Genomic DNA, 13,840 nt, shown 5'->3' with positions numbered 1-13,840 from the left:
TTCTAAATATAAAAGTACTTCCTGATCTGGCACTTTTACATTTAAAATCATCATTTTACATTTAAAATTCCCTTTTATTTAATATGCGCCCGCAGCATCCAGGCGATTTTCTCGTGTTTTTCCATCAAACCGGTAATGTAGTCACTCGTTCCGGCATCTTTGTGGGCTTCGGCAAACTCGTCGATATTGCCCCGGATAAACGCAATGATGCTTTCGTGGTCGGCCAGCAGTTTTTTGATCAGGCTACGGCTGTCGTTTCCACCGGCATCATGTTCGGTTAAGTGCGTCAGTTCCAGAAAGCTTTTCAGCGTGGCGGGCGCGTAATGTCCCAATTGGCGAATCCGTTCGGCGACCTCGTCCACAATCTCTGCCGATTGCGTGTATAACTCCTCAAAATACAGGTGAACCGAATGGAAATCCATGCCTTCCAGATTCCAGTGGGCATTGAGGGTTTTTGTGTACAATACAAATTCATCGGCCAATAATTTGGCCAATTGGTGAGCGACAACCTCCCGGTTTTCGGCTGAAATACCAATACTTGTTTTCATCTTTTGTGTGTGTTAAAACGGTAACTGAGTGGCTTGAAGGGCAATTTAGAGAAAACACTGTTAAATCCGTTCGGCCAGATGGGCGGCCACTTCGGCCAGACGGTTTGAGAAACCCCACTCGTTATCGTACCAGGCAGCCACCGACAGAAGATTACCTTCTTTGGCCGTCAATGGCAGATCGACAATCGACGAATGCGGGTCGGCCACAATCCGCGACGAGGCCCACTCCTGCTCCAGCACATCCAGCACACCTTTCAAGGGTCCTTCCGAGGCCGCTTTACGGAACGCGTCGTTGACTTCCTGCACGGTGCAGTCTTTTTCAGTAATCAGGTTCAACTCGGCGATGCTACCCGTGCGCGTCGGAACGCGGTAGGCTTTCCCGGTGATTTTGAGGTCTTTCCAGATGAATTGCAAGGCACGGGCGGCTCCCGACGACGACGGAATGATGTTTTCGGCGGCCGCCCACGAATCCCGCCGGTCCTTCATCGGCTGGTCGGTCAGCGACTGGGTGTTGGTATACGAGTGAACCGTCGAAAATAAACCGTATTGAATGCCAAAATTCTCCCGAATCACTTTCACCACGGCCGCCAGGGCATTGGTCGTGCAACTTCCCATGCTGATGATGTGGTGATTTTCCGGATCGAACGTGTCGAGGTTAATGCCTTTCAGCAACACCGCGTCGCAGTCGGCCAGGGATTTGCTGGGTGCACTGATGAGCACATATTTAGCACCCCGGTCCAGGTGAACCTGCGCTCCGGCGCGGGTGGTGGCCCGGCCCGTACAATCGACCACCAGATCGACGCCCAGTGCCTTCCAGTCGGGGACTTCCTTGGCTGAATTGATATACGGAATGGTCCGGTCGCCAATGGTCAACTGGCCTTCGCTGCCAGAAACCGGCTCCGGCCAGCGGCCATAGTTGGTATCGACCGCGAACAGAGCCGCCAGAGTGGGCTCATCACGGATGTCGGAAATCGAAACGGGAACAAAGAGGTTGTTGCTCAAGCCAACACGCAGAAACTGTCGCCCGATGCGACCGAATCCATACAATGCAATAGTTGCCATACGAAAGATGATTTGTTGAACAAACGGGGAATTTGGCGTAAATCCGCGCTAAAACGGCACGATTGATCTTTACGCCCCTACAAAATGATAAGAGAGAGGAGCCTTTAAAAAGTTCAGTGAACCGTAATAAATATACGAACCGGGAAATGATCCTTGCAAGGCTGTTTAACAAGGGTATAATGCCATCACACCGGTTTTAGTCGGTTTTGAGGAATACCCGTTCGTTGGCATCCGATCGGTCATCCCTACGGGATTGGGTTCGTTCGATTCAATATCATCCAGTGGGTTTTAACCCACCGCTACAAAATGATTCATCCCTACGGGATTTTTGGATTTTATAATCCCAGAGGGATGAGTCATTTTGTAGCTCCCGGTTCAATCCGGGGGAGGACTAAAATCCCGTAGGGATGAGTCATTTTGTAGCTCCCGGTTCAATCCGGGGGGACAGATGAACAAAGTGGAATTATAATCCCATAGGGATGAGTCATTTTGTAGCTCCCGGTTCAATCCGGGGGGACAGATGAACAAAGTGGAATTAAAATCCCGTAGGGATGAGTCATTTTGTAGCTCCCGGTTCAATCCGGGGGGACAGATGAACAAAGAATTAAAATCCCGTAGGGATGAATTATTTTGTAGCCCCCGGTTGAAACCGGGGTAAAGGTGAACGGAACACATCCAATCCCGTAGGGATGACCGATCGGATGCTAACGAACGGGTATTCTCAAAACCGACTAAAACCGGTATTTCTAAGCTCATAGCCCATTTTTCAACTATTTTTAGAAAAAAAGGGATTAAAATTGATGGAACCGGGCATTAGTAATTAAATGGACATGGTTTTGGGCAGATAAATCCTACCATTGTTCAACTATTCCTAACCCGACCTTTAACCACTGTGCTGACTCATCATCCCCCTATGGATTTGTGGTATGCCTTCCGCCAGGGGGATGAAGCGGCTTTTCAACAGATTTACCGGTTGTATGCCCGCGACCTGCTCAATTATGGCTACAAAGTAACCAACGATGTGCCGCTCATTGAAGACAGCATCCACGACCTGTTCATCGAACTGTGGCAAAGCCGGGCTAACCTGAGCGACACGGATTCGATCCGGTTTTACCTGTTTCGGTCGTTGCGTAACAAGATTAACAAAACCCGCCACCGCGATCTGTTTTTTCAGGCTTCCGACATCAATACCGTTCATACGGCGGACGACTTTATCATTGAAAATACCCTCATCGAGCACGAACAGCGGGAACAGGTACACCGGCAACTCCGTAAAAGCTACGATCTGCTGACACCCCGCCAGCAGGAAGCCCTGAATCTGCGGTTTTATCAGCACTTCAGCAACGAAGAGATCGCCCGGATTATGGGTGTCAACTACCAGTCGGCCTGCCGGTTTATTTACTCCGCATTGAAAACACTCCGGGAAGCCGTTCGGATTTTTTCCTGGGGACTTTTGTGGATTGGGCTGGAAGGATTCTTAACGCATATACAACCATGAATTATTATCAATTCAGCACGGAGGATCTGGCGGCTGACGACTACTTCAAGGAGTGGGTCAGCTCGCCCGGTCCTGAAACGGAGGCCTTCTGGACGGAGTTCCTGCGGGAGTATCCGGAACGGTATTACCAGGTGGCGGAAGCCCGGCAACTGGTGAGCGGTTTGCGGGACATTCAGCACCAGCCCGCACTTGCGAAAAACGTAGACGCCATCTGGAACCGAATCGAAAACACGCTCGAACGTACCCGACCGATGCCGGTGGAACGTTGGCTGACGGGCTCCCGGAGTTGGAAAGTGGCGGCAGCGGTTTTGCTGATGCTGGGCGTCGGCTGGTTCGGTTGGCAGCAACTGGAGAAAGCCGGTTTTTCGCCGACAGAACGTTCTCTGACGGCTAATGAATGGGTGGAAACGCTTAACGAAGCCAGCCAGATCATGCACATTCAACTGGCGGATGGCAGCCGGGTCGATCTGCAAAAAGGCGGACGACTTCGTTACCGGAAAGAGCTGGCAGGCGCTCAGCGGGAGGTGTATCTGACCGGTGATGCTTTTTTTGATGTCAGAAAAAACCCTAAGAAACCGTTCATTGTCTATGCCAATGGGTTGGTAACGAAAGTGTTGGGGACCAGCTTTTGGATCAAAGCCCCGAAGGATGCGCCCACGGTGACGGTGGATGTGAGAACCGGTCGGGTGTCGGTCTATCCCAACCAGCCGAGCCGGGTTCAGGACCCGGAATCAAAAGGAATGGTGTTGACGCCCAACCAGAAAGTCATTTTTCAGCGCGAGGCTGCGACGCTCAACAAACTGCTGGTGGAAAAACCGCTTCCGTTGATTCCCAAAAAAGAAATGCAGCGGTTTGTGTTTGAAGATGCGTCGGTAGACCGGGTTTTTACGGCCATCGAGCGGGCTTACGGAATCGATATTATTTTCGACGAAGAAGTGATGCAGCATTGTACGCTGACGATGAGCATCGACAATGAAGATCTTTTTCAGAAACTGGATGTCATTTGCAAAGTGCTCGACGCCCGGTACAAACTGCTCAATGCACAGATTGTAATCTATAGCAAAGGCTGTCCTAAACCCCTGTAAAAACCCCTGCCGGTATGCCAATCCAATAAGCTTTTACCTAAAAAAACATCAGTGATGCTCGTAACACCACTGATGCCGATTCCCCTCGATGCGCTGGTTTTGCCGTCGTCCTTTTCAGGATGAAGAGGGTTGTTTTGTCCAAAAATTTAACAAAACCTTTAAAGCTAATGAAAAAACCAATACCAATCCAAACCCTGCTATTACTCATGAAACTCTCGCTGGCCCAGGTTATTCTGGCCATGATTTGTACGGGTGTTTCGCTGGCCTATGACGCCACCGCCCAGGAAGTATTGAATAAGCGGGTAAGCTTTCGGTTTGAAAATCAGGGCTTACGCAAGGTGCTGAAAGAAATCGAAAACCAGACCAACATTCGGTTTGCGTTCCGGCCCCGGGAGATTCCCTTCGACCGAAAAACGACCATTAGTGTGTCCAACGAATCGCTGGGGACGGTTTTGGACAAAGTGGTAAAACCGCTTCGGCTTCGTTATGAAGTCATTGGACGACAGATTGTTATCTCGCCGATTCCGGAACCTTCCAAACCCGAGTCTTCCCTTCCGGTAGCCAATGAAAACACGGCTTTTGTGGCTTCGGTCGAGCAAACCGTCAGCGGAACCGTGCGGGATGAAGCCGGGCTGGCCCTTCCGGGGGTGAGTGTGGTGGTGAAAGGCACGACCAAAGGCACGTCCACCGATGCCGAAGGCGCTTTTCGCCTTTCGGTGCCGGATACCAAATCGGTGCTGGTGTTTTCCTACGTTGGTTTTGTGAACCAGGAAGTTCCGGTTAACAGCCAGACCACGTTTACGATCACGCTGAAGTCCGACGACAAAACGCTGAGTGAAGTGGTCGTTGTGGGATACGGCACCCAGAAAAAAGCCGATCTAACCGGGGCCATTGCGACCATTTCGGCGGACAAATTCAAAAACAAGGCAGCGGTTTCCTATGGTGAAGCGCTGGTGGGCCAGATGGCGGGCGTGCAGGTGCAGCAGATCAACGGCGCTCCGGGTGGCGAAGGCCTGTCGGTTCGGGTACGGGGAACGGGTTCGATTACGGCGGGGAATACGCCCCTCTACGTCATCGACGGTTATCCGATTGAAGGCAGTGCGTTTTCGCTGGTGAACCCGTCCGACATTGAAAGCATTCAGGTGTTGAAAGATGCCTCTTCAACCGCCATTTACGGTTCGCGGGGTTCCAATGGCGTTATTATCGTTACGACGAAAAAAGGGAGCATTGGCGCTCCAACCATCTCTTACAACGCATTTTACGGGATTCAGCAGGTTGCCAGAAAAATGGACATGATGAACACCCGCGAATACATTGAGTTTTTTAAAGACGGCCACAACCAGGCCTGGCTGGATCGGGCACCGATGGCCGGTGACGCTCCGCATACCATCAATGATCCCAATTCCATCCGCCAAAAATATACGAACTCCAGCTTTTACGTCATTCCCGAAAGTTTTAACGATCCGAGCCAGTTTGCGGACATCAACTGGCAGGACCAAATCTTCCGAACTGCTGCAACGCAGCGGCACGAGCTTTCCGTAACCGGGGGCGTTGAAAAAACCCGGTATGCCATTTCCGCAGGGTATACGAATCAGGACGGTATTCAGATCAAAACCGACTTCAAACGGTACAATTTGCGGGCGAACATTACGTCGAACATCAGCAAAAAACTGGAAATCGGCACCACGATCAGCGCGTATTATTCGGAGAACAACAACGTCGACGACGGAAAAGACAGTCCGCTGGCGTATGCGGTTTATCTGCCGCCGATTTATCCGCTCAGAAACGCCGATGGTACGTACGGTTCGCAGGTTCGGAATCCGGAAATCTGGGCGGGTGACGTTGCCAACCCGGTCGGCATTGCGGAAAACATAACCAATTTTACGACTAGAAACGGACTCATTGCCTCGGTCTACGGGCAGTATGAAATCATCGAAGGCTTGAGATACCGGATTAGCCTGAACGGCTCACTGGAAAACAAACGGTTGAAATACTACCGCCCTTCGTTTGTCGACACCGACGGTTCGCGCGCGCCCAAAACCGCCGATGCCCGGAATGAAACCTGGCTGGACCGCAACTGGCTGATCGAACACACGTTGAATTACAACAAAACGCTGTTCAACAAGCATGCCATTGGCCTGTTAGCCGGTTATACGGCTCAGAAAACCTTCGGTGAGTACACGCAGGTGATGGCCCAGAATTTTCCCAACGACGTGATCCGGACCCTGAATGCCGGGCAAATCGTGGGCGGAACGAATACGGAATTCCGTAACTCACTGATTTCATATTTAGGCCGGTTTACGTACGCGTACGATGAAAAATACCTGCTGACGGCCAGCATCCGGACCGACGGTTCGTCCAAATTTGGGGCCAACAACAAATGGGGGACGTTTCCGTCGCTTTCGGTTGGCTGGCGGGTGAGCAGCGAACCGTTCATGCAGGACATCCGGCAAATTACGGACCTGAAACTGCGGGCGAGCTGGGGTCTGGTCGGCAATAACCGCATCGGAAATTACGACGCCATTGCCCGCACCAGTTCCAATTATTACATCCTGAACAACAGTCTGGTCAATTCTGTCAATCCGATCAATTATCCGAACCCCGATCTGGGCTGGGAGAAAACCCGGCAATGGAACCTTGGTTTTGACCTGGGCTTACTGAACGGACGGATTCAGGTGGAAGCTGATTTCTACATCAGCCGGTCGGTCGATCTGCTGCTGAACGTGCCGGTTCCGACGCTGACCGGCTACGCGACGCAGCTTCAGAACATCGGGCAGGTGGAAAACAAAGGCATGGAATACCTGGTGAGAACCCGTAACCTGATCGGCAAACTGAAATGGTCGACGGATTTCAACATTTCTTTCAACAGAAATAAAGTGCTGGCGCTGGGGCCGGATCGACTGCCGATTTATGCGGGTGCGCCCAATGCCAACAATACGTTTATTACGACGATTGGCCAGCCCATTGCCACGTTCTACGGCTACCAGTACGACGGCGTCTTCAAAAACCAGTCGGAACTGGATGCCGCGCCCCATTTGGCGAACGACCACCCCGGCGATCCGCGCTACATCGATATCAACAAAGACGGCGTGATCAGTGCGGCTGACAAAACCTATCTGGGCAACAACCAGCCGAAGTTTATGTACGGTTTCAGCAACGATTTTTCGTATAACCGCTTTGACCTGAATGTGCAGTTGACCGGTTCGCAGGGTGCTAAACTGTTTAGTTTTTTCAACCGGATGGTCGGTATTTACCACGGCGACCGGAACGGGCGGGCCAAGCTGATCGATCGCTGGCGGTCGGAAAGTGACCCGGGATCGGGCGACATTCTGCGGGCCAACCGCGATCCGAAAGGCTTGCAAAAAGAGCCTTCCAGCTACTGGGTAGAAGACGGCTCGTTCCTGCGCATCCGGAATGTTTCGCTGGGCTACAATTTTGCACCGGCCCTCACACAGCGCCTGCACGTCAAGGGCTTACGGGTTTACGTGACGGGGCAAAACCTGTACACCTTCACAAAATATCCGGGCTTCGATCCGGAAACGAGCAGTCAGGGCGACGGGTTGTCGCGGGGCGGTGATTACCTGGGCTACCCGGCCGCCCGCACCATCATTGCTGGTCTTAACGTAAGTTTTTAATTACCTGATCGTCAAACTTCTGGAACATGAAACGAATTCTTATACTCGTCCTGCTCATTGCGGTTTCTTTCTCCTGCAAGGAGGAATTTATCGACCTCCAGCCCATTTCGGACATGAACGCGGGCGTATTTTACAAAACCGAACAGGATATGAATCAGGCGGTTATGTCGCCTTATGCGTCGCTGCGGAATGTCTACAACCAGCTTTTTATCTACATGGGCGAAGTTCGTTCCGACAACACCACGTTTTCCTGGGTGCCGGGCGACTCCAAAAACATGACGTCCATCGACAATTTCGGGGATGTGATGTTGTCCGACAATACGTTTGTTCTGAATTTCTGGAACAACGTTTACAACACCATTCTGCGGTGCAATATCGTGCTGGATAAAATCGACGCCGTACCGTTCAAAGATCCAAAACTGAAAGAACAGTATAAGGCGGAGGCCAGATTCGTTCGGGCGCTGATGTATTTCTGGCTGGTTCGCGTCTACGGCGATGTGCCGAAAGTCGACAAGCAGTTGTCTGTCTCGGAAGCCTATGCCGTCGGGCGCACGTCGACGCAGGAAATGTATGACTTTATCGTCGAGGATCTGAAATTCGCCGAAGCCAATCTGCCGGTTTCGTACGCAGCGATCGACAAAGGACGTGTCACGGTGGGCGGTGCCAAAGGGCTGCTGGCGAAAGTGTACATGACCATGGCCGGTTATCCTCTGAAAAAAGGCGCATCGCATTACGCCCTGGCGGAAGCTAAAGCCCTGGAAGTGATTAATATGTCAACGTATTCGCTGGTGCCGGATTACAAGGCACTGTTCGATGTAAAAAATGAAAACAGTACCGAATCGTTGTTCGAGATTCAATACAAAAAAGGCGGAACCACGACGGGCAGCCCCTGGAATAATGATTTTGCGCCCCGGTTTTCGAACCGGGAAGTGGTTCTGATCGGCGACAAAAGCGGTTTTAATGCGCCAACGCCGTCGATGTCGGCAGCTTACGAAACTGGTGATCCGCGGAAAACCATATCCATGAGCGATAACTACGTGGCGGTGCCGGGTGGTAACACGGTGAACGAGAAATACGTCCGGAAATACTACGACGTCTCGTTTGCGGGTTCCGACAACGACAACAACTGGATCGAACTCCGGCTGGCCGACGTCTACCTGCTCTACGCCGAAGCACTCGTTCGGCAGGGCAAGCAGCCCGAAACGGCCCTCGTTTATCTCAATAAAATTCGCCAGCGCGCCCGGAACAGCACCGGCGGTTCGGCAAGTATACTGGCTGATTATCCGCCTTTTACCTCCAGTGAAGCGTTCTTACTGGCCATTGAAAAAGAGCGACGGGTCGAGTTGGCTTTTGAAAATCACCGGTGGTTCGATCTGGTCAGAACGGAACGGGCCAAAACCGTGATGTCGCAGGAGCAGAAAGAACAGAATGGATTCAACCCGGCTTCCTGGAGCGACAACATGCTGCTGTTTCCGATTCCGTTGTCGGTTATTCAATCGAATCCGGATAAAATCAAGCAAAACCCCGGCTATTGAGACGCATGAAAACACGGACGATACCAGGACTTTTAGGCATTTTGACGCTCGGAATGCTGCTGCCAACGGCGGTTTTTTCCCAGAAGGCCAACACATTGACTACGAAAGAAAAAAAGGACGGGTGGGTTCTGCTGTTCGACGGCACGAGTTCGGCGGGCTGGAAAACCCCTTCGGGAAATCCGGTTCCGGCGGGTTGGGAAATCAAAGACGGTACACTCACGGCCAAAAAAGGCGGTAAAGGCGGGGATATTGTCAGCGAAAACCAGTATTCGGATTTTGATCTGAGGTTCGATTACAATATCGAACCGACTGGCAACAGTGGCGTCAAGTATTTTTACACGAAATACGATAAAGGCGGTAATCTGGGCATGGAATACCAGCTTCTGGATGATAAACTGGCGGAAGACAACAAGAAGGAAAACCACCTGACGGGTTCTTTTTATGATGTCATACCGCCCAATGCGGCTCTGAAAAAGACGCACGAACCGGGTCAGTGGAATACAGTGCGAATCGTTTCCAAAGCCAAAAAAGTGGAACACTGGCTAAATGACGTGAAGATTCTGGAGTTTACACGCGGCAGTCAGGCGTTCACGGATGCGGTTGCGCTGAGTAAGTTCAACAAAGCCGAACCCGCCTTTGGAACGGTTGAAAAAGGCCATATTCTGTTGCAGGAACATGGCGGTGAGGTTTCGTTTAAAAATATCAAAATCAAAGAGTTATAAGACCTGCGCATGGAAAAAAGACGCGAATTTATTAAGAAAATAGCCGCCGGTTCGGCCAGCCTGGCCGTCGGTGGAACGGCCTTCGGATTCAGTGCCAAAAGCTATAACCGCATCATCGGGGCGAATGAGCTGGTTCGGGTAGCCACAATTGGCGTCAACAGCCGGGGAAACAGCATGGGCGGCACCATTGCCGGACAGAAAAACGCCGAAGTTGCCACGGTTTGCGATGTAGACGAACGCACTATTCCGAAGGCCATCGCCACCATCAAAAAGGTCAAATCGACGGCCAGCCCGAAATCCGAAAAAGACTGCCGGAAAGTGATGGAGGACAAATCGATCGATGCGATTTACATTGCCACACCTGACCATTGGCATGCTCCGCTGACGATCATGGGTTGTCAGGCCGGCAAACACGTGTACGTTGAAAAACCGCTGAGCCATAATCCGCACGAAGGCGAACTGGCCATTGCGGCCGCCCGGAAATATAACAAGGTGGTTCAGATGGGCGCACAACGCCGGTCGGCACCGGTTTTGACGGAAGGTATTCAGCAGTTGCACAAAGGGATTATCGGACGCGTGTATCTTGCGAAAGCCTGGTACACAAACAAGCGTAAAGCAACGGTTTTGAAACCGGGCACGGTTCCGTCCTGGCTGGATTATGAACTGTGGCAAGGCCCGGCCCCGCGAATGCCCTACAAGGAAGGACTGATTCACTATGACTGGCACTGGTTCTGGCACTGGGGAACCGGCGAAGCACTGAACAACGGCACCCACGAAGTCGATGTAGCCCGTTGGGGATTGAACGTCGATTTTCCGACGCGCGTCACCTCCGTAGGTGGTCGCTACGAGTTCAAAGATGACTGGGAAACGCCCGATACGCAAGTGATTACGATGGATTATCCCGGTCGCGTGTCGCTGATGTGGGAGTCCCGAAGCTCAAACGGCCGGAAAATCGAAGGACTGGATCGGGGTATTATTTTCTACGGCGAAAACGGCAGTCTGGACACGGGTGGCGATAGTTACAAGGTCTACGATCTGGATGGCAAGCTGGTGAAGGAAATAAAATCCGTCGGTGATGGCGAAGGCGATGTGCAGGGACGGAACACGGCGAGCCCGAGTTTGGGCATGGACAATCTCCACGTTGCCGACTTTCTGGACGCAATCAAGAACAACCGCCGTCCGAACTGCGATGTCGAACTGGGGTATAAAAGTGTGGTGGCGATGCAGTTGGGCAACATTGCCTGGCGCGTGGGCCGTGATTTGAAAATTGACCCTAAAAATGGCCACATCATCGGCGATAAAGAAGCACAGAAGCTTTGGAGCCGCGATTATGAAAAAGGCTGGGAGCCGAAAGTATAAAGCGGCATCGCCGGCAGTCATCCGGGAAATGAAATAACGCCCCGATCAGAAAACTACCTGATTGGGGCGTTATTTTGCGTTTACTATATTTGCGTGTGCATCTAACAGTGTTAGGTAAATTGAAATTTCTGTATTTCATTAGAGCTCAGTGCCGCTCCTTGTAGTTAAAATAAAAGGTAATGGCGGTATTGGTAAAAGCTTGCTAGTTAACACTGTTAGATGATAATGAGATAGTTACTATTTTTTCGGATTGGTATACTTAAAACGAAACGGATTGGATGAAGCTCTCCTTTATTGGTGCCGGAAATTTGGCCTGGCATTTGGCAATGGCATTCGAAAATGCCGGTAATGTTATTTGTGAGGTGTATAGCCGTGATGAAAAAAATGCCCGGCGACTCATTTCGATGCTGTATGATGCCCGGTTAAATCCTGATCTGAACTTTGCCGAAAGTGAGTCCGAACTATTTGTTCTGGCCATACCAGACGATGTTTTGGAAGAAGTGACCGCCCAGTTGGTGTTGCCCGAAAATGCGCTGGTGGTTCATACATCCGGCAGCAAATCCCTGGAAAGTCTGCGTCAACTGATGGACATTTACAGCGACGTACCGGTTCGGACGGGCGTCTTTTACCCGCTTCAAACGTTCAGCAAAGGCATCAACCCCCTCCCTTTTGAAACCATTCCGCTTTGCATCGAAGCCAGTGACAAGAGCACCGAAAAGCAGCTCATTGCGCTGGGGCAGGAACTGAGCCAGATTGTGTATCTGGTCAATTCACACGAGCGGAAGGTGCTGCACATAGCCGCAGTGTTTGCCTGCAATTTCACCAATTACCTCTTCGGCATTGCTAAAGACCTGACCGATTCTGAAAACCTGGAGTTTGATTTATTGAAACCGCTGATTGAGGAAACCGTTCAAAAAGCACTCGATGCCCGGCATCCGGCCGAGGTGCAAACCGGCCCCGCCCGGCGCGGTGATGTGACTACACTGAGTCTCCACCGGGCTTATTTGTCGGACAGGCCGGAGCTGTTGCAACTCTACCGGATGCTGTCGGGTGGGATTCAAACCCGGCGTTGAAACCAGCTTAGCGCAACGGTCGACCCAGCCGGGTTTCCATGCGGGGTTTGTCCGTAATCGCGGCACTTTGTTCCAGCGCCCGCCAGGTTTCGTACAAGCCTTTGACGAGATGGTAACACCCTTTTTCGGGGGTGGCTTTCACCGTCGACACCGGCTCCCCCTTCCGGTCAAGGACGCCGAACCATTCTTTGTTGGCCTTGTCCGGGAAATGTAACCAGGTGTAATCGTGTATCTTCCGAAACCACTTCAGGCAATCGTTTTGCCGTGTGCGGACGTAACCTCTCGAAAAAACCGATAGCGCTTCGGAGTGAATCCACCATAGTTTCCGGTCCCATTCACTGTATACGCTGGGTCGTTCTTTCAAATCGGCATACTGAAAAAAACCGCCGGCCGGTTCATCCCAGCAAATATCCGCCAGATGAAGTGCCATCTGCATGGCTTGCTGCGCCAGTCGCCGGTTGCCGGCCAGATCGGCGGCATCCAGCAGGTAATTCGCGGTTTCAAACCCGTAGCCGCCGTGGAGCCGCCGTCCGGTTACACTGTCACAAAAGGAACCGCCCGGCAACACATATTCCCGCAAAACCGTGATGCGTTTGTCAAAAAACTCGTTCTGAATTTCGCTCAAAACCGCTTCATACGCCTGTTTATACAAATCCGGGTCCAGTAAAGCACGGGTTTCCAGCAAGGCTTTCAGGAGCAACATCGGTTCGCCGAGGTGTTTAAATTCCCGAAAACCGCCCAGTTGACTTTCCCATTGTTCGCGTTGCTCCTGACGGTAAGTGACCACCGAGAGCATGGTTTGCCGGGCGAGGCTCGCAAATTTCGGTTCATTCGTAGCCGTATACAGTTGGGCAAAAGCCATCGCGGCCGAGCAATCCGATTCGATGGTCTCGGCTGGTGTCACGGCTCTCCCCCGCCGATCGACCACGCCCAGCCAGCGGTTTTCGTGTTGTCCGTACTTCAGCAAAAAATCGGCCCCATGTCGCGCCAGATCGAGCCACAATGGAATGGCATCGACCTCGTTGTATAAAAAGGCAAAGGCCCAGATTTGCTGCGCCTGAAGTTTGATGACTTTGTCGGTATCGAAGGCTTCTCCCTGATCGGTAAGCGCATTAAAATACCCACCGCAGAGGGTGTCGCGGCTGTGTTTCGTCCAAAATGGAATGATTGTTCGGAAAAGGCTTTCCTGGTACAGAGCAGCCAGTTTACTGAAATCCATTCAATTATCTGCATTCATTGGCATTCCCGAAACTATAAGAAAATCGGAGTAAATGGAAATTAAACCGATTGAACGCGTACTTTCGTCCGTTTTGATGGGAACGC

Annotated in this window: 10 protein-coding genes; 7 read left to right on the top strand and 3 right to left on the bottom strand. The window is 51.6% G+C overall.

Annotated features, from left to right (window positions below; genetic code table 11):
- Window positions 1-74: 74 nt before the first annotated feature.
- Together ACS5NO_RS31595 and ACS5NO_RS31590 are read right to left on the bottom strand one after the other, a co-directional pair.
- Window positions 75-548, bottom strand: a complete 474-nt coding sequence (locus ACS5NO_RS31595; protein ID WP_439418798.1) for a Dps family protein — start codon at window positions 546-548, stop codon at window positions 75-77.
- Window positions 549-608: 60 nt separating this feature from the next.
- Window positions 609-1,610, bottom strand: coding sequence for a type I glyceraldehyde-3-phosphate dehydrogenase (locus ACS5NO_RS31590; protein WP_439418797.1), 1,002 nt, complete (start codon window positions 1,608-1,610; stop codon window positions 609-611).
- A gap of 913 nt (window positions 1,611-2,523) precedes the next feature.
- On the opposite strand from ACS5NO_RS31590, the gene ACS5NO_RS31585 reads away from it, so the two are divergent.
- From ACS5NO_RS31585 to ACS5NO_RS31555, 7 genes are all read left to right on the top strand, one after another.
- Window positions 2,524-3,108, top strand: a complete 585-nt coding sequence (locus ACS5NO_RS31585; RefSeq protein ID WP_439418796.1) for an RNA polymerase sigma factor — start codon at window positions 2,524-2,526, stop codon at window positions 3,106-3,108.
- Complete coding sequence (locus ACS5NO_RS31580; protein ID WP_439418795.1) at window positions 3,105-4,193, top strand: FecR family protein; 1,089 nt, start codon at window positions 3,105-3,107, stop codon at window positions 4,191-4,193. Before ACS5NO_RS31585 ends, ACS5NO_RS31580 begins: the two co-directional genes overlap by 4 nt.
- 206 nt (window positions 4,194-4,399) lie before the next feature.
- Window positions 4,400-7,828, top strand: a complete 3,429-nt coding sequence (locus ACS5NO_RS31575) for a TonB-dependent receptor (RefSeq protein WP_439418794.1) — start codon at window positions 4,400-4,402, stop codon at window positions 7,826-7,828.
- A gap of 26 nt (window positions 7,829-7,854) precedes the next feature.
- Window positions 7,855-9,363 (top strand): RagB/SusD family nutrient uptake outer membrane protein, encoded by a 1,509-nt coding sequence (locus tag ACS5NO_RS31570; protein ID WP_439418793.1) that lies wholly within the window; start codon window positions 7,855-7,857, stop codon window positions 9,361-9,363.
- Between the two features lie 5 nt (window positions 9,364-9,368).
- Entirely contained in the window at window positions 9,369-10,085 is a 717-nt protein-coding gene (locus tag ACS5NO_RS31565; RefSeq protein WP_439418792.1) for a 3-keto-disaccharide hydrolase, read from the top strand.
- A 9-nt stretch (window positions 10,086-10,094) separates the two neighbouring features.
- Window positions 10,095-11,444 (top strand): Gfo/Idh/MocA family protein, encoded by a 1,350-nt coding sequence (locus ACS5NO_RS31560; protein WP_439418791.1) that lies wholly within the window; start codon window positions 10,095-10,097, stop codon window positions 11,442-11,444.
- A 278-nt stretch (window positions 11,445-11,722) separates the two neighbouring features.
- Window positions 11,723-12,517, top strand: a complete 795-nt coding sequence (locus ACS5NO_RS31555) for a Rossmann-like and DUF2520 domain-containing protein (protein WP_439418790.1) — start codon at window positions 11,723-11,725, stop codon at window positions 12,515-12,517.
- A gap of 7 nt (window positions 12,518-12,524) precedes the next feature.
- On the opposite strand, the gene ACS5NO_RS31550 is transcribed toward ACS5NO_RS31555, so the two are convergent.
- Window positions 12,525-13,736 (bottom strand): AGE family epimerase/isomerase, encoded by a 1,212-nt coding sequence (locus ACS5NO_RS31550; RefSeq protein ID WP_439418789.1) that lies wholly within the window; start codon window positions 13,734-13,736, stop codon window positions 12,525-12,527.
- Window positions 13,737-13,840: the final 104 nt, after the last annotated feature.

Source organism: Larkinella fluvii (genome assembly GCF_051857545.1).
GTDB lineage: Bacteria > Bacteroidota > Bacteroidia > Cytophagales > Spirosomataceae > Larkinella.
This window is presented reverse-complemented; position numbering and strand designations above follow the sequence as displayed.